Annotated in this window: 17 protein-coding genes; 15 read left to right on the forward strand and 2 right to left on the reverse strand. The window is 68.8% G+C overall.

Annotated features, from left to right (window positions below; genetic code table 11):
* Nucleotides 1-68: 68 nt before the first annotated feature.
* On the reverse strand, nucleotides 69-560 hold the full coding sequence (ppa, locus tag ACYVI5_RS07730) for an inorganic diphosphatase (RefSeq protein WP_460579701.1): 492 nt from the start codon (nucleotides 558-560) through the stop codon (nucleotides 69-71).
* A 240-nt stretch (nucleotides 561-800) separates the two neighbouring features.
* Between ppa and tilS the strand changes: the two genes are divergently transcribed.
* The 10 genes from tilS (at nucleotide 801) to ACYVI5_RS07780 (ending at nucleotide 8,449) form a co-directional block, all read left to right on the forward strand.
* A complete protein-coding gene (gene tilS, locus ACYVI5_RS07735) occupies nucleotides 801-1,826 on the forward strand; it encodes a tRNA lysidine(34) synthetase (RefSeq protein WP_460579702.1) in 1,026 nt (341 codons plus the stop codon).
* Between the two features lie 29 nt (nucleotides 1,827-1,855).
* Entirely contained in the window at nucleotides 1,856-2,407 is a 552-nt protein-coding gene (hpt, locus tag ACYVI5_RS07740; protein ID WP_460579703.1) for a phosphoribosyltransferase, read from the forward strand.
* Nucleotides 2,408-2,596: 189 nt separating this feature from the next.
* Complete coding sequence (gene ftsH / locus ACYVI5_RS07745) at nucleotides 2,597-4,603, forward strand: ATP-dependent metallopeptidase FtsH/Yme1/Tma family protein (protein ID WP_460533389.1); 2,007 nt, start codon at nucleotides 2,597-2,599, stop codon at nucleotides 4,601-4,603.
* An 84-nt stretch (nucleotides 4,604-4,687) separates the two neighbouring features.
* Nucleotides 4,688-5,260 carry a GTP cyclohydrolase I gene (folE, locus tag ACYVI5_RS07750; protein WP_460533386.1) on the forward strand — a complete coding sequence of 191 codons (573 nt, stop codon included), beginning with the start codon at nucleotides 4,688-4,690 and terminating at the stop codon, nucleotides 5,258-5,260.
* Nucleotides 5,257-6,102 (forward strand): dihydropteroate synthase, encoded by an 846-nt coding sequence (folP, locus tag ACYVI5_RS07755; RefSeq protein WP_460579704.1) that lies wholly within the window; start codon nucleotides 5,257-5,259, stop codon nucleotides 6,100-6,102. The genes folE and folP overlap by 4 nt, the downstream gene beginning before the upstream one ends.
* Nucleotides 6,099-6,533 (forward strand): dihydroneopterin aldolase, encoded by a 435-nt coding sequence (gene folB / locus ACYVI5_RS07760; protein ID WP_460533380.1) that lies wholly within the window; start codon nucleotides 6,099-6,101, stop codon nucleotides 6,531-6,533. The genes folP and folB overlap by 4 nt, the downstream gene beginning before the upstream one ends.
* Nucleotides 6,530-7,072 carry a 2-amino-4-hydroxy-6-hydroxymethyldihydropteridine diphosphokinase gene (folK, locus tag ACYVI5_RS07765; protein WP_460579705.1) on the forward strand — a complete coding sequence of 181 codons (543 nt, stop codon included), beginning with the start codon at nucleotides 6,530-6,532 and terminating at the stop codon, nucleotides 7,070-7,072. Before folB ends, folK begins: the two co-directional genes overlap by 4 nt.
* Entirely contained in the window at nucleotides 7,069-7,545 is a 477-nt protein-coding gene (locus ACYVI5_RS07770; RefSeq protein WP_460533377.1) for a DUF3180 domain-containing protein, read from the forward strand. Before folK ends, ACYVI5_RS07770 begins: the two co-directional genes overlap by 4 nt.
* Nucleotides 7,546-7,626: 81 nt before the next feature.
* On the forward strand, nucleotides 7,627-8,034 hold the full coding sequence (locus tag ACYVI5_RS07775; protein ID WP_460579740.1) for a helix-turn-helix transcriptional regulator: 408 nt from the start codon (nucleotides 7,627-7,629) through the stop codon (nucleotides 8,032-8,034).
* A 10-nt stretch (nucleotides 8,035-8,044) separates the two neighbouring features.
* On the forward strand, nucleotides 8,045-8,449 hold the full coding sequence (locus tag ACYVI5_RS07780; RefSeq protein WP_460579706.1) for a VOC family protein: 405 nt from the start codon (nucleotides 8,045-8,047) through the stop codon (nucleotides 8,447-8,449).
* Between the two features lie 101 nt (nucleotides 8,450-8,550).
* On the opposite strand, the gene ACYVI5_RS07785 is transcribed toward ACYVI5_RS07780, so the two are convergent.
* Nucleotides 8,551-9,165, reverse strand: coding sequence for a biotin transporter BioY (locus ACYVI5_RS07785; RefSeq protein ID WP_460579707.1), 615 nt, complete (start codon nucleotides 9,163-9,165; stop codon nucleotides 8,551-8,553).
* A 278-nt stretch (nucleotides 9,166-9,443) separates the two neighbouring features.
* Here ACYVI5_RS07785 and ACYVI5_RS07790 point away from each other — a divergent pair, with 278 nt between their 5' ends.
* The 5 genes from ACYVI5_RS07790 to lysS all read left to right on the forward strand — a co-directional run bounded on the left by ACYVI5_RS07790 (nucleotide 9,444) and on the right by lysS (nucleotide 14,974).
* On the forward strand, nucleotides 9,444-9,938 hold the full coding sequence (locus tag ACYVI5_RS07790; protein ID WP_460579708.1) for a PH domain-containing protein: 495 nt from the start codon (nucleotides 9,444-9,446) through the stop codon (nucleotides 9,936-9,938).
* Nucleotides 9,935-11,509 (forward strand): PH domain-containing protein, encoded by a 1,575-nt coding sequence (locus tag ACYVI5_RS07795; RefSeq protein ID WP_460579709.1) that lies wholly within the window; start codon nucleotides 9,935-9,937, stop codon nucleotides 11,507-11,509. Before ACYVI5_RS07790 ends, ACYVI5_RS07795 begins: the two co-directional genes overlap by 4 nt.
* Complete coding sequence (locus ACYVI5_RS07800) at nucleotides 11,509-12,294, forward strand: Rossmann-like and DUF2520 domain-containing protein (protein ID WP_460579710.1); 786 nt, start codon at nucleotides 11,509-11,511, stop codon at nucleotides 12,292-12,294. Before ACYVI5_RS07795 ends, ACYVI5_RS07800 begins: the two co-directional genes overlap by 1 nt.
* Before the next feature lie 9 nt (nucleotides 12,295-12,303).
* On the forward strand, nucleotides 12,304-13,320 hold the full coding sequence (panC, locus tag ACYVI5_RS07805) for a 4-phosphopantoate--beta-alanine ligase (RefSeq protein WP_460579711.1): 1,017 nt from the start codon (nucleotides 12,304-12,306) through the stop codon (nucleotides 13,318-13,320).
* A 94-nt stretch (nucleotides 13,321-13,414) separates the two neighbouring features.
* Entirely contained in the window at nucleotides 13,415-14,974 is a 1,560-nt protein-coding gene (lysS, locus tag ACYVI5_RS07810; RefSeq protein ID WP_460533356.1) for a lysine--tRNA ligase, read from the forward strand.
* The last annotated feature ends 165 nt before the right edge of the window (nucleotides 14,975-15,139 follow it).

Consider the following 15,139-nt stretch of genomic DNA (forward strand, 5'->3'; position numbering starts at 1 on the left):
CGGTCGACGTGGAGAAGCGCGGCGATCCGTTCGAGGCGGATCGGCCGCCCCTGCAGCGCGACCCGGGATCAGTGCCCCTGCTCGGCGAGCCGCGCGATGGCCTCCTGCACGAGCCGGTCGGCGTCGGCGGAGGAGCCCCAGGCATCCACCTTGACCCACTTGCCCGGCTCGAGGTCCTTGTAGTGCTCGAAGAAGTGCTGGATCTCCTTCTTCGTGTACTCGGGGATGTCGTCGACGTCCTGGATGTGCGTCCACCGCGGATCCTTGTACTGCACGGCGATGATCTTGTCGTCGCCGCCTGCCTCGTCGCTCATGTGCAGAACGCCGACGGGTCGCACCTTGACTCCGACGCCCGGGAACAGCGGGTAGTCCAGCAGCACGAGCACATCGAGCGGGTCGCCGTCTTCGCCGAGCGTGTTCTCGAAGAACCCGTAGTCGGTCGGGTAGCTGAAGTTCGTGAAGAGAACGCGGTCCAGGTACACGCGACCGGTCTCGTGGTCGACCTCGTACTTGTTGCGGCTGCCGCGCGGAATCTCGATGACGGCGTCGTAGTCGGCCATGGTGCTCCATTCGTGGGGTGCCAGGATGCCCGCGGCCGGCGATCTTTGACGCCACGCCCGCAGACACGCGCGTACCAATCTACCGGGCTAGCGCGAGCCGTCCCGTTTCCCCCCGGTTCATAACTCCTGCAGGAAGGAACCCGTCGCTGCCCAACGCTTCGAGGAGTCGCGGGCCGGGCGGGCGGTCGCGTGCGGCGAGCAGGAGTTACGGACGGCGGGCACGCCGCATAGCGTGGAGGCGTGACCGAAACCCGCCGCCCGCGCCTCACCCCGCCCATCGCCGACGTGCGCCGCGCGGTGCGGGAGGCCCTGGCATCCACGGTGCAGCCCGGCGGGCTCGTGCTCGTAGGTCTTTCCGGCGGCGCCGACTCGCTCGCGCTGGCGGCGGGAGCGGCGTTCGAGGGGCCGCGTGCGGGCATCCGGGTGGGCGCCGTCGTCGTGGATCACGGGCTGCAGGATGCCTCGGCCGAGACCGCCGACCGCGCACGCGAGCAGGCGCTGGCCCTCGGGCTCGACCCTGTGCTCGTGAAGCGCGTGGAGGTGGGAACGACGGGCGGACCGGAAGCCGCAGCACGCGAGGCGCGACACGAAGCGTTCGCCGAGGCGCTGGGGGAGACGGATGCCTCGCACGTGCTGCTCGCGCACACGCTCGACGATCAGGCGGAGACCGTGCTGCTCGGGCTGGCACGCGGTTCGGGGGCAGCGAGCCTGCAAGGGATGGCGCCGGCATCCGGAACCGTGCTTCGCCCGTTGCTAGGAATCCGCCGCGAGGCGACGCGGCAGGCGTGCCTCGATGCGGGGCTCACGCCGTGGGACGACCCGCACAACCTCGACCCCTCTTATACGCGCGTGCGCGTGAGGCGCGACGTGCTGCCGGTGCTCGAACGCGAACTGGGTCCCGGTGTCGCGGAGGCGCTCGCACGCACGGCCGAGCAACTGCGGGAAGACGCCGAAGCGTTCGACGAGATGATCGAGGAGGTCATCGAAGACATCTGCGAGCCGGCCGAAGCCGGCATCGCGGTGTCGGTGCGGGCACTCGAGGCGAACCCGACGGCTGTGCGCAACCGCATCCTCCGGTTCGTCGTGCACAGCGAGTTCGGCGTCGCACTGGAGCGTGTGCACGTTCTCGCCGTCGCGCGACTGGTGACCGACTGGCGCGGTCAGAAGCCGCTGGATCTTCCGGGGGGCATCCGTGCCGCTCGCTCCGGCGGCCACATCGTGTTCTCCACGACGGGGTCGACGGAGGTGCTGCCGCACGACCACTGACCCTCCGCCATGATGCGAGGATGGTCTGCATGCTGCCAGAAGACATCGAGGGCGACCTCACGACCGTGCTCGTGACCGAGGAGCAGATCCACGAGCGCCTGAACGAGCTGGCGGCGCAGATCGACACGGACTACGCGGGCAAGGATGTGCTCCTGGTCGGCGTGCTGAAGGGCGCCGTGATGGTGATGGCCGACCTGGCTCGGGCGCTCAGCATCCCGATCAACATGGACTGGATGGCCGTGAGCTCGTACGGCGCGAGCACGAAGTCGAGCGGTGTCGTGCGCATCCTGAAAGACCTCGACTCGGAGCTCGCCGATCGGCACGTGCTCATCGTCGAGGACATCATCGACTCCGGCGTGACCCTCTCCTGGCTGCGCGAGAACCTGATGTCGCGTGGGCCGGCATCCGTCGAGATCTGCGCGCTGCTGCGCAAGCCGGATGCCGCCAAGGTCGCGGTAGACGTCAAGTACGTGGGATTCGACATCCCGAACGACTTCGTGGTGGGGTACGGGCTCGACTTCGCGGAGCGCTACCGCAACCTGCGCTCGGTCGGCATCCTCGCCCCGCACGTCTACGAGTAAGGCGGATTCGGTCGGCCGCAACGCAAGACGCTCCACGTTTCGGCGGCTTCGCCGGCGAAACAAACGCAACCACGCGAAAGGCCAACTGCGGTGCGCCGGGCGGGGACCGGCGCACAAATGAAACACTGCGAACGCCGTCGGCGAACACGCAGACGGCCCTCAGCGCGGTGGCGGTACCCTGACAGCACCATGAACCTCAAGAAGATCTTCCGTGGCCCCATTCTGTGGATCGTGCTCGCGGTCATCATCGTGTGGATCGGTTCGAGCCTGATCACGATGAACGGTTACAAGTCCGTCAGCACCGAGCACGGCCTCGAGTTGCTCAAGGACGGCAAGGTCAGCGAGGCGACGATCGTGGACACCGATCAGCGCGTGGACATGACGTTGAAGAAGGCGGACGGCAACAACGGCACCGCCGTGCAGTTCTACTACGTGGCTCCGCGTGGTGCAGCGGTGGTGAACGCGGTGGACAACGCCGATCTGCCGAAGGGCTACAACGACCAGGTCCCGCAGCCCAGCTGGTGGCTGTCGGCATTGAGCATCCTGCTGCCGGTCGTGCTCATCGGAGCGTTCTTCTGGCTCATGCTCTCCGGCATGCAAGGCGGCGGCAACAAGGTCATGCAGTTCGGCAAGTCGCGCGCGAAACTGGTCTCGAAGGAGAGCCCGAAGGTCACGTTCGACGACGTCGCCGGCAGCGACGAGGCGATCGAAGAGCTGCAGGAGATCAAGGACTTCCTCAAGGAGCCGGCCAAGTTCCAGGCGGTGGGCGCACGCATCCCCAAGGGCGTGCTGCTGTACGGCCCTCCCGGAACGGGCAAGACGCTGCTCGCACGCGCCGTCGCCGGCGAGGCGGGCGTGCCGTTCTACTCCATCTCGGGTTCCGACTTCGTCGAGATGTTCGTCGGCGTCGGCGCAAGCCGTGTGCGCGACCTGTTCGACCAGGCCAAGCAGAACGCGCCGGCCATCATCTTCGTCGATGAGATCGACGCAGTCGGCCGCCACCGTGGTGCCGGTCTCGGCGGCGGGCACGACGAGCGCGAGCAGACGCTGAATCAGCTGCTTGTGGAGATGGACGGCTTCGACGTCAAGACCAACGTCATCCTGATCGCGGCGACGAACCGGCCAGACATTCTCGACCCGGCACTGCTGCGTCCCGGCCGCTTCGACCGTCAGATCGGCGTGGATGCGCCCGACCTTCTGGGCCGCAAGAAGATCCTCGAGGTGCACGGACGAGGCAAGCCGCTGGCATCCGGAGTCGACCTCGAGGTCGTCGCCCGCAAGACACCGGGCTTCACAGGTGCCGACCTGGCCAACGTGCTCAACGAGGCTGCACTGCTCACCGCGCGGTCGAACGCGCAGTTGATCGACAACCGCGCGCTTGATGAGGCAATCGATCGCGTGATCGCCGGTCCGCAGCGCCGCACCCGGATCATGAAGGACCAGGAGAAGCTGATCACCGCGTACCACGAGGGCGGCCACGCGCTCGCGGCGGCCGCGATGCGGCACACCGACCCGGTGACGAAGATCACGATCCTGCCGCGCGGTCGCGCCCTCGGTTACACGATGGTTCTCCCGCTCGAAGACAAATACTCGGTGACCCGCAACGAGCTGCTCGACCAGCTCGCGTACGCCATGGGCGGCCGTGTCGCTGAGGAAACCGTGTTCAAGGACCCGACCACGGGTGCATCCAACGACATCGAGAAGGCGACCGGGATCGCCCGCAAGATGGTCACCGAGTACGGCATGAGTGCCGACATCGGTTCCGTGAAGCTCGGCCAGTCGTCAGGTGAGATGTTCCTCGGTCGCGACATGGGCCACCAGCGCGACTACTCGGAGCGCATCGCCGAGCGGGTGGATGCCGAGGTGCGCGCGCTGATCGAGAAGGCGCACGACGAGGCGTGGCAGGTCATCAACGACAACCGCGACATCCTCGACCACCTGGCGCGCGAGCTGCTCGAGAAGGAGACGCTCGACCACCACCAGATCGCCGAGATCTTCAAGAACGTGAAGAAGCTGCCGGAGCGTCCGGAGTGGGTGTCGGCCGACAACCGCGTCTCCCCGAACATCCCGCCGATCGCGTTCCCCGAGCCCGAGACCGCTCCGATCGACCCGGGCGTGGTGGACGGCGACGTCGACTCCACCCCGGGCAAGCCGAAGCGTTCGCGTCAGATCAAGCCGCGCCCGGCGACGGCGTAGCGTGCAGGGCCCTCACGTCAGTGGGGGCCCGCGCACGCTCGACCACGACGTTCTTCCACCACGACCCGTTCCGAGAGAGGCGCGATGGGCATCGACCGTGAACGGATCGAAGCGGCCGTGGTCGAACTACTCGCCGCCATCGGTGAGGATGTCACCCGCCCGGGTCTGAAGCAGACGCCGTCACGGGTCGCGGACTCCTACCAGGAGTACTTCGGCGGTCTTGCGCTCGACCCGATCGAGCCTCTCCGCGAGACGGTACCGCTCGGGGACAGCGACGCGGAGACCGTGCTGCTGCGGGACATCCGCTTCCGTTCGATGTGCGAGCACCACCTGCTGCCGTTCATGGGCGTCGCCCACCTCGCCTACCTGCCGAGGGATCGTGTTGTCGGCCTCGGACGGCTGCCGAAGGTGGTCGAGATCCTCGCTGCACGCCCTCAACTGCAGGAGCGACTGACCGAGGAGATCGCCGACACGTTCGTGGAGGGCCTCGACCCGCGCGGCGTGCTCGTCGTGCTGGATGCGACCCACGCCTGCGTCACGACACGGGGCGCCAGGCAGGTGAACGCCTCCACCGTGACCATCGCGAGCCGTGGCGAGCTGAGCGATCCCGTCGTGCGTGCCGAACTCATCGCGTTGATCGGCCGGGGAGTCGCGTGACGCGCATCATGGGCGTGCTCAATGTCACGCCGGATTCCTTCAGCGATGGCGGCCGCTGGGCGTCGACGGATGCCGCCATCGCGCATGGTGTGGAGCTCGCCGAGCAGGGCGCCGACATCGTCGACGTTGGCGGGGAGTCCACGCGTCCCGGCGCCGAACGGGTGCCCGTTCCGGCCGAGCTGGGGCGGGTGCTGCCGGTGGTGCGCGAGCTGGCCGGGCGGGGCATCCGCGTCAGCATCGACACCATGAACAGCGAGACGGCCACGGCGGCGGTGGATGCCGGAGCGCAGATCGTGAACGACGTCTCCGGCGGCCTGGCCGACCCGGCGATGGGCCCGTTCGTGGCCGAACGCGGAGTCGACTATGTGGTGATGCACTGGCGCGGTCACAGCCGCAGCATGAACGACCTCGCCACCTACACGCATGCCGCGCGCGAGATCCGCGAGGAGCTGTTCCGTCGCGTGGACGTTCTGGAGGCACAGGGCGTTGCGGCACAGCGCATCATCGTCGATCCGGGCCTGGGATTCGCCAAGAACTCGGAGCACAACTGGGATGTGCTGCGTCACCTTCGGGAGTTCGAGTCCGCCGGACTGCCCGTGCTGCTCGGGGCATCCCGCAAGCGCTTCCTGGCCGACCTGATGTGGGAGGGCGCGACTCCACAGGACCGCGACCTGCCCAGCGCCGTCATCGCCGCACTGGCCGCGCGCGACGGCGTGTGGGGCGTGCGGGTGCACGACGTGGTCTCCACCCGCATCGCGCTCGACGTGGTGCGCTCCTGGGCGGGTGACGAGCCCGGCGACGAGGCCGCACCGTCTTCGGATGGCGGGAGGATGGGGTCATGAGCGACCGCATCACACTGACCGGCATCCGGGTGCGCGCCCATCACGGCGTCTTCGACTTCGAGCGCGCCGAGGGCCAGGAGTTCGTGATCGACGTGATCGCCTGGCTCGATCTCGGACCTGCTGCGCGCGGCGATGAACTCGCCGCCACCGTGCACTACGGCGAGCTGGCGGAGGCCGTGGCAGCGTCGGTGGCATCGGATCCGGTGGACCTCATCGAGACCGTCGCGGAGCGCGTCGCACGGGTCGTGCTGTCGTTCCCGGTGCAGCGCACCGAGGTCACCGTGCACAAGCCGAACGCGCCGATCGCGGTGCCGTTCGCAGATGTCGCCGTCACGGTGGTGCGCGACCGCGCATGGGCGGATGCTGCTGGCCCGGCGGATGCGGTCCGTTCGGCCGGCTCTGCCGGCACGGCAGAGGGAGCGTTGTCGTGATCGCGAAGCCGCAGCGGATGCGCCCGCTGGAGCCCGCGGTGATCGCATTCGGCAGCAACCTGGGCGACCGGGAGGCGACCATCCGGGCCGCGCTCGATGACCTCGCACAGACGCCGGGCGTGCGGCTGGATGCCGTCTCTCCCTTCCTCGAGACCGCCGCGGTTCGCCTGGACGGCGTCGATGCGCACGCGCAGCGCTACCTCAACGGTGTGGCGCTCGTCTCGACGGCGCTCGACCCGCACGCGCTGCTCGACGAACTGCACCGGGTCGAGGATGCCCACGGCCGCGTACGCGTGGAGCGCTGGGGCGACCGCACGCTCGACCTCGACCTCATCGCGATGGGCGGAAGACAGGTGAACGACGAGCGGCTGACGCTGCCGCACCCGCGGGCATCCGAGCGGGAGTTCGTGCTCGCGCCCTGGCTCGACGTCGACCCCGATGCCGAGCTGCCTGGACTCGGACGGGTGGATGTTCTGCTCGCCGAGCTGCGGGCATCCGCGAGTCCCGCGGGTGGCGTCGCGGACGGAGGCGCATCGTGAGGCGCACCGGACCCGCCGCGCTGATCGCGCTCGGCCTGATCGGCGTCGGCATCGGCTACCTTCTCGAGATCGCGCTCGTCGCGGCGGGAGCGGCCATGCTCATTCCGCCGATCTCGTTGTCGATCACCCTCGTCGCGATCGGCGTGATCGTGGTGCTGCTGGCGATCCCGATCCGCAGGGCGGTGCGCAGCAAGGTGAAGGTGCACGTCGACCCGTTCCGGGCGATGCGCATCGCCGTGCTCGCCAAGGCGTGCAGCCTCGTCGGTGGCCTGCTCACCGGCACCGGGATCGGCGTCGTCGTCTACGTGCTGACGCGGCCGGTGCCGCCCACGTCGGACTCCGTCTGGCTCAGCGTCGTGGCCGCGGTGAGCGCGATCATCCTGCTGGTCGGCGGACTCATCGCCGAGTACTTCTGCACGCTTCCGCCGCCCAAGGACGAGAAGGCGGAGCACGCCGAGCACGCCCCCGTTTAGAGGCGCGGTCTACTGCGGCACACTGGAGTCGTGGGAATCGACCTGGACGAGCTGCGGCGGCTGCGCAAGGCGCGCGACCGCATGGACCGCGAATTCGCGCAGCCGCTCGACGTGCCGGCACTCGCGGCGACGGCCCTCATGTCGCCCGCGCACTTCAGCCGGCGGTTCCGCGACGAGTACTCCGAGACGCCGTACTCCTACCTCATGACGCGTCGCATCGAGCGTGCGAAGGCACTGCTGCGTCGCGGCGATCTCAGCGTGACGGATGTCTGCTTCGCTGTCGGATGTACGAGCCTCGGCTCCTTCTCGTCGCGCTTCACCGAGCTGGTCGGGGAGACGCCGTCCGCGTACCGCGTACGCAGCCACGACGAGCTGGACGCGTTCGCCTCGTGCCAGACCATGGTGCTGACCAGGCCGCGGCGGGCCGACGGACGCGCGCACCTCGAGGAGAGCAGTTTCGGAGAAGCCTCGGCGCAGGCATCCGCCTAGCGTTGAGGCCATGACAGTAGCCATCAGCGGCGTGCACGTGCTGGTCGATGACCCGCAGGCAGCCCTTCCCTTCTACCGTGACATTCTCGGAATGACCGTCAAGAACACCGTCGAGAACGGCGGGTTCACGTGGATCACCCTCACCACTGCGAGCCAGCCGGAGATCGAGATCGTGCTCGAACAGCCGCACGCCGGCCGTTCGCAAGAGAACGGCGACGCGGTCGCCGCCCTTCTCGCCAAGGGCGAGCTGCAGATGCTGCAGCTGCGCACCGATGATCTTGCAGCCACCTTCGACAAGCTCGCCGGAGCGCCGGGCGTCGAGGTGCTGCAGGAACCGACCGACCAGTTCTGGGGCGTTCGGGATGCCGCGGTGCGCGACCCCAGCGGCAACATGATCCGCATCGCGCAGGCCTGAATCGCACGCCCTCCCCGACACGAGGGTCCGCGCTCTCCGGCTGAAACCATGCCGAACCAGCATGGTTTCAGCCGGATGTCATGTCGAGGCGGGGATGAGCGTCAGTTGCGGCGGTCGATGCGGCGCACCAGCATCCACGCGAACGGCAGCAGCGCCGCGGCGATCGCCCACTTGACGATGCCGCCCACGATGAACGGTGTGAACCCGGCGGCCATGACAGCGGCGAAGCTGTGCGGAAGTCCGAGGTTCGCGAGCACCACCGCGAGGTAGGGCAGGCCGAACAGGAACGGCACGAGGCTCGCCGCGAAGAAGCCGGCGGCGGCGAGCACCGGGCGACGATCCCAGGCGCGTTCGGACAGCCATCCGATCAGCGCGGCAGCGGGGATGAACCCGATGATGAAGCCGAAACTCGGCAGAAGCACCGATGCCGGCCCGCCCGTGAAGTCGGCGAAGATGGGCAGGCCCGCCATGCCCAGCAGCATGTAGAGGCCCAGGGATGCAGCGCCCCGCCACGCGCCCAGGCTCGCGCCCACGAGCAGAACGGCCAGGGTCTGACCCGTGACCGGGACGGGCCACAGCGGCACGGAGATCTGCGCCGAGATCGCCACGATCGCGGTGCCGGCGACGATCAGGAGCGCGTTCGCGACGGCGCCGCGTGGCACCACACGATCGGCGAGCGTGGGGACGAGGCGTGGGGCCGAGGTTGCTGAGGACACGTGGGTCTCCTTGCATCGAACGAGGGGGTTGCTCCCCGCGAAGGCGGGGAGCGCTTCCCGCTGAGGATCAGGGGAACGCTCCCCACCCTAAGCGGGCAGTTGCCGTCGGACGAGCCGAGGGTTTGAACATCCGTTCCGGGCATTCTTTGGGCAATGTTGACAAGAGACTGCTGGCGCCCCCGCGAAGGCGTGTGGTCGTTAGCATGGACTGCACGATCGCCGACGGCGATCGGAGCCGCGTGGGGTCGACAACCCGACCGCCGGAACGAGGAGCCACTGTGTCGCAACGACTGGACGCCGCTGCGCTCGACAAGGCGCAGTGGCGGCGGGTCTCGTCGAAGTACGTCGTGGTCGTGATCGTCGGGTCGCTGATCGGCGGAATCGTCGCGGCGGCCATCGCGGTGTTCGCCTGGCTCGTGCTGCACTGGTGGTGGGCGTGGATCGCGTTGGTGATCATCGCCGTCATCACCATCGTGCAGCTCATCATCGCGCCTCGTCGGGCGCGTGCGATCCGCTACTTCCTGCGCGACGACGACCTGCTGATCAGGCGCGGCATCATGTTCCAGCGGTTCGTCGCGGTGCCGTACGGACGCATGCAGCTGCTCGACATCGAGCGCGGCCCGATCGATCGGATGCTCGGGCTCGCCGAACTCCGGTTCGTGACGGCTGCGGCATCCAGCCGGGTGTCGATCCCAGGCCTGGTCGACTCGGATGCCGCCTGGCTGCGCGACCGGCTCGTCGAGCTCGCCGAGTCGCGCAGGTCCGGTCTGTGACTCGCACCGTGAGCCAGGCGTACACGGAGGCGACGGGTCTCGCCGACGGCGAATGGCACCGGATGCACAAGGCGACGCCGCTGCTGCGCGGCGGGATCGCCATCGTCTTCGTCGCAGGCATCATCATCGCCAACCTGCGCGAGCGCATCATCAACCTCTTCCTCGGAACACCGGACTACCCCTCCGGAGACCCGATCGACGCGATCGTTCGGCACAACTTCGTGTGGCCCGCGATCGGCATCGCGGTCGTGGTCATCGCCGCGTGCGTCGGTGTCTTCGCGCTGTCGTGGCGGGTGCAGACCTTCCGGGTGACGCACCAGGCGGTGGAGCTGCGCAGCGGCATCCTTCGCAGGCAGGAGCGCAAGGCGCGGCTCGACCGCATCCAGGGCATCAACGTGCAGCGTCCGGTGTTCGCGCGCATCTTCGGTGCTGCGAAGCTCGAGATCGTCGTCGCGGGCCACGACGCGAACCTGTATCTGAGCTACCTGCCGTCGAAGGTGACCGAGACGCTACGGCGCGAGATCCTGCGGCTCGCGTCGGGAGTGCGGGCATCCGATCAAGCGGAAGTCGGGCAAGCCGCCGTGCCGGGCGGGGCGCCCGCCCAGCGGCAGTCGTCGACACTGGGCATCCTTTCCGACCGGGTCGACGAATTCGTCTCGCCCGCCGACCTCGACCCGGATGCCGCGCCACAGGCATCCATCGTGCGAATGCACCCGGGCAGGCTCGCCGGTTCGCTGCTGCTGAGCGTGCCCACTCTGGTCATGTTCGCCGTGCTGATCGCAATGATCGCCGGTGCATCGACGGGACGCCTCTGGCTGATCATCGTCATCTTCCCCATGGTGCTGAGCCTCGGTGGCCTGTTCATCCGCCGGTTCAGCAAGGCGCTGCGCTACAACATCGCCGGCAGTGACCAGGGCGTGCGCATCGGCTTCGGCCTGCTCACCACGAGCAGCGAGACCATTCCGCCGCGTCGCATCCACGCCGTCGAGCTGGTGCAGCCGCTGGCCTGGCGTCCGTTCGGCTGGTGGCAGATGCGCATGAACACCGCCGGTCACACCCGCGGCAAGAACTCGGCGGGGGAGGCGCGCACCACGACCCTGCCGGTGGGGAGCATCCGCGATGTGCAGCGCGTGCTGCCGCTCCTGCTGCCCGGAATGAACGACACGCTGAGGGATGCCATCGCGCACGCCGGCATGGACGCCCACGCCGACCAGTCCGTGTTCTCGTCGGCACCGCGCCGAGGTGCTTGGCTGCGCCCGTTCTCGTGGCGCAAGACCGGCTACACGATCGCGGACGGCGTCATCGTGCTGCGGCACGGAGCCGTATGGAGGCGCATCGTGTTCGTTCCGCTGGCGCGCATGCAGAGCGTTGAGGTGGAGCAGGGACCCGCGCGGCGCATCCTTGACCTATCCTCCGCCGACGTCCACCTCATCGACGGACCCGTGCACGCGAAGGTTCCGGTGATGGATACCCGTGCCGCCGAGGAACTCTTCGCCCTGGTCAGCGCCGGGGCGATCGCCTGGGCGGACGCCGAGACGCCTCATCGCCCCGACGAGCGAGGAGAGTCCTGATGCCCGCACGATCGGGGCGCCTGGGCGTCGGAATCGTGGGTGCCGGCCACGTGGGTCCGGTGCTCGGTGCGGCGCTGGCCGGTGCCGGCCACGCCGTCGTGGGCATTGCGACGGCGAGCGATCGCAACCGGGAGCGGGCGGAGGCGCTGCTTCCCGGGGTGCCCGTGTTGAGCATCCCGGATCTCATCGAAAGGTCCGAGCTCGTACTGCTGGCCGTGCCGGGCGCGGAGCTGCCGGAGCTGGTCAACGGGCTCGCGCTCGCCGGCACCTGGCAGGCCGGGCAACTCGTCGTGCACACCTCGCCGGAGCACGGCACGGGCGTGCTGACGCCGGCGTTGCAGCGCGGCGCGATCCCGCTCGCCATCCATCCCGCGATGGTGTTCAGCGGAACGAGCCTCGATCTTGCCCGGCTCGCCGAGAGCTACTTCGCGGTCACCGCGCCCGGCCCTGTGCAGCCCATCGGGCAGGCACTCGTCGTCGAGATGGGCGGCGAACCGGTGATCGTCGAAGAGGAGAACCGCCCCGCCTACGCGGAGGCGATCGCCACCGCCACCACGTTCTCGCGCTCGATCGTGGAGCAGGCATCCGGAATCCTGACCAAGGCCGGCATCGAGAACGCCGGCGCGTTCCTGTCGTCGCTGGTGCGCTCATCCGTCGACGAGGCGCTGCGCCGCGCCGGTGCTCCCACCGAACTCGATGCGCTCGACATGCCCGGGCTGCTGGAGGCCTCGTCTCCGTTTCCCGAGCCGCCCGACCCGTACGATCCCGACCATCCCACGAACTGACGGAGACCTATGTCTGATCAGTCCATGCCCGACCTGCGTGCTCGTTCGCACGAAAGCTCCCGGAGCTCCGGTGACCTTCGTCAGAACCGGCCCCCGGTCGCGACGACGATCGCGGGCATCCGCAGCATTGTGAAGGATGCCCGAGCCCACGGCGCCCGCGTCGCCCTCGCGCCCACGATGGGAGCCCTGCACGACGGCCACCTCGCTCTGGTGCGCCGTGCGTGCGAGCTCGCCGACCTCGTCGTCGTCTCGATCTTCGTGAACCCGCTGCAGTTCGGTCCGAACGAGGACTTCGACCGCTATCCGCGCACCTGGGACGCCGACCTCGACGCACTTGCTGCGGTGGCCGCGGGCATCCCTGACGACGGGTTCTCTGCGGAGGGCGCGCCGCGTCGCCTCGTCGTGTTCGCCCCAGGGGTCGACGAGATGTATCCGGACGGCCCGACGCAGACGCGGATCACGGGCGGCGAGGTGGCCACGCTGTTCGAGGGGGCGTCCCGGCCGGGCCACTTCGACGGCATGCTCACGGTCGTGGCGAAGCTGCTGAACTCGGTGCAACCGGATGCCGCGATGTTCGGACAGAAGGACGCGCAGCAGGCATTCCTCGTGCGCCGCATGGTCACCGACCTGAACCTCCCGGTCACCATCGAGGCCGTCCCTACTGTGCGCGAGCCGGACGGCCTCGCCCTCTCCAGCCGCAACCGCTACCTGAGCGAGACGGCGAGACGCGAAGCGGTCACGCTCTCCGCGGCGCTCGGCGAGGTCGCCGCCGCCGCGTCGCAGGGTGCCGCCGTGGCGCTCGAGGCGGGACGCGCGCGCGCCCAGGCATCCGCGGCGGTTAAGCTGGACTACCTGGCCATCGTCGACCCGCAGACGTTCCGTTCCGTCGACGAACGATACCGCGGCCCAGCCCTCGCGCTGATCGCAGCGCAAGTGGATGGAACGCGGCTGATCGACAACGCAGGCATCGTGCTCGCGCCGGCGAGCCCGTCCGTCGAAACCGCACCAAGGCCTTCGGTCCCGTAGCGGCCGAGGGCCAGAGCCCCACCACCGATTGAGTCAGGCCCGTCCTGAGCTTGCCGCAGGATCGAAACCGCACCCGCACACACGAAGAGGACCCATGGCGACCGACCAGCCCGGTGCTGAACTGACAGCCGACTTGACCGCTGACGAGATCAGCGAGCAGAAGGCCGTGCGGCTCGCCAAGCGGGAGCGGCTGATCGCCGAGGCGGATGCCGCGGGCGGCGCCTATCCGGTCGGCGTGCCGATCACGGCCACCATCCCTGAGCTTCGCGAGAAGTACGGCGAACTGCCGGCGGATGCCACCACCGGCGAGTTCGTCGGCATCGCAGGCCGGGTGGTGCACCTGCGCAACACCGGCAAGCTCTGTTTCGCCGTGCTGCAGTCGGGCGATGGATCGCGCATCCAGGCGATGGTGTCACTGGCATCCGTCGGCGAGGAGTCGCTCGCCCGCTGGAAGGAGCTCGTCGACCTCGGCGACCACGTGTTCGTGCACGGCGAGGTCATCTCGTCGCGGCGCGGCGAGCTCTCCGTCATGGTCGACGAGTGGGCGATCGCGGCCAAGGCGATCCTGCCCCTGCCGAATCTGCACAACGAGCTCTCCGAGGAGACCCGCATGCGCAGCAGGTACCTCGACCTCATCGCCCGTGAGCAGGCTCGCACGAACGTCGTGAACCGGGCGAAGGCTGTCGCGTCGCTGCGGGCCACGTTCGCCTCGCGCGGCTTCACCGAGGTGGAGACGCCGATGCTGCAGACGATGCACGGCGGGGCATCCGCTCGTCCGTTCGTCACGCACTCGAACGCGTTCGACACGGAGTTGTTTCTGCGCATCGCGCCCGAGCTGTTCCTGAAGCGGGCCGTGGTGGGTGGCATCGACCGGGTCTTCGAGATCAACCGCAACTTCCGCAACGAGGGCGCCGATTCCACGCACTCGCCCGAGTTCGCGATGCTCGAGGCGTACCAGGCGTATGGCGACTACAACACGATGGCCGAGCTGACGCAGACGCTGATCCAGGATGCCGCGTGGGCGACCAGCGGCGGCCACGTCGTCACATGGGCCGATGGCACCGAGTACGACCTGGGCGGCGAGTGGGACTCGGTCTCTATGTACGAGAGCCTCACGGATGCCCTCACCGAGGCCGTCGCATCCGGTCGCGTGCCGTGGACCGGCGGCACCGACATCACTCCCGAAACGCCCCTGAACGAGCTGGCGGCTCTCGCGGAGCTGCTCGAGCTCGAGGTGAAGCATCCGATCCACGGCAAGTACATCGAGGAGTTGTGGGAGCACTTCGTGAAGGGGGGCCTGGAGCGGCCGACCTTCGTGCGCGACTTCCCGGTCGACACCTCGCCGCTCGTGCGCGCGCACCGCTCCAAGCCGGGCGTCGTGGAGAAGTGGGATCTCTACATCCGAGGCTTCGAGCTCGCCACCGGATACTCCGAGCTCGTCGACCCCGTCGTGCAGCGCGAACGATTCGTCGAGCAGGCCAGGCTCGCGGCGCAGGGCGACGACGAGGCGATGCGGCTGGACGAGGAGTTCCTGCGCGCCCTCGAGTTCGGCATGCCCCCCACCGGCGGCATGGGCATGGGCATCGACCGCCTGCTGATGGCGCTGACCGGCCTGGGCATCCGCGAGACCATCCTCTTCCCCCTGGTGAAGTAGCCCCGCCCGGCTGGCCCGACCGGCTGGCCCGCCCGCCCCGGCAAGCATCCGGCCCCGCCCCCGCATCCCCGCGTCCGCGCGAAAACAGGCAGGAAAGCGCCTACCTCGCGGGAACAGGCAAGAGTTGCCTGTTCCGGCGAGAGCTGCCTGTTGACGGTCGCCGTC

Source organism: Humibacter ginsengisoli, from assembly GCF_054780095.1.

Coding starts and splice junctions, on each gene's coding strand:
- ppa (WP_460579701.1), bottom strand. CDS start 560: ATGGCCGACTACGACGCCGTCATCGAGATTCCGCGCGGCAGCCGCAAC.
- hpt (WP_460579703.1), top strand. CDS start 1,856: ATGCTGCCAGAAGACATCGAGGGCGACCTCACGACCGTGCTCGTGACC.
- ftsH (WP_460533389.1), top strand. CDS start 2,597: ATGAACCTCAAGAAGATCTTCCGTGGCCCCATTCTGTGGATCGTGCTC.
- folE (WP_460533386.1), top strand. CDS start 4,688: ATGGGCATCGACCGTGAACGGATCGAAGCGGCCGTGGTCGAACTACTC.
- folB (WP_460533380.1), top strand. CDS start 6,099: ATGAGCGACCGCATCACACTGACCGGCATCCGGGTGCGCGCCCATCAC.
- ACYVI5_RS07775 (WP_460579740.1), top strand. CDS start 7,627: ATGGACCGCGAATTCGCGCAGCCGCTCGACGTGCCGGCACTCGCGGCG.
- ACYVI5_RS07780 (WP_460579706.1), top strand. CDS start 8,045: ATGACAGTAGCCATCAGCGGCGTGCACGTGCTGGTCGATGACCCGCAG.
- ACYVI5_RS07800 (WP_460579710.1), top strand. CDS start 11,509: ATGCCCGCACGATCGGGGCGCCTGGGCGTCGGAATCGTGGGTGCCGGC.
- panC (WP_460579711.1), top strand. CDS start 12,304: ATGTCTGATCAGTCCATGCCCGACCTGCGTGCTCGTTCGCACGAAAGC.
- lysS (WP_460533356.1), top strand. CDS start 13,415: ATGGCGACCGACCAGCCCGGTGCTGAACTGACAGCCGACTTGACCGCT.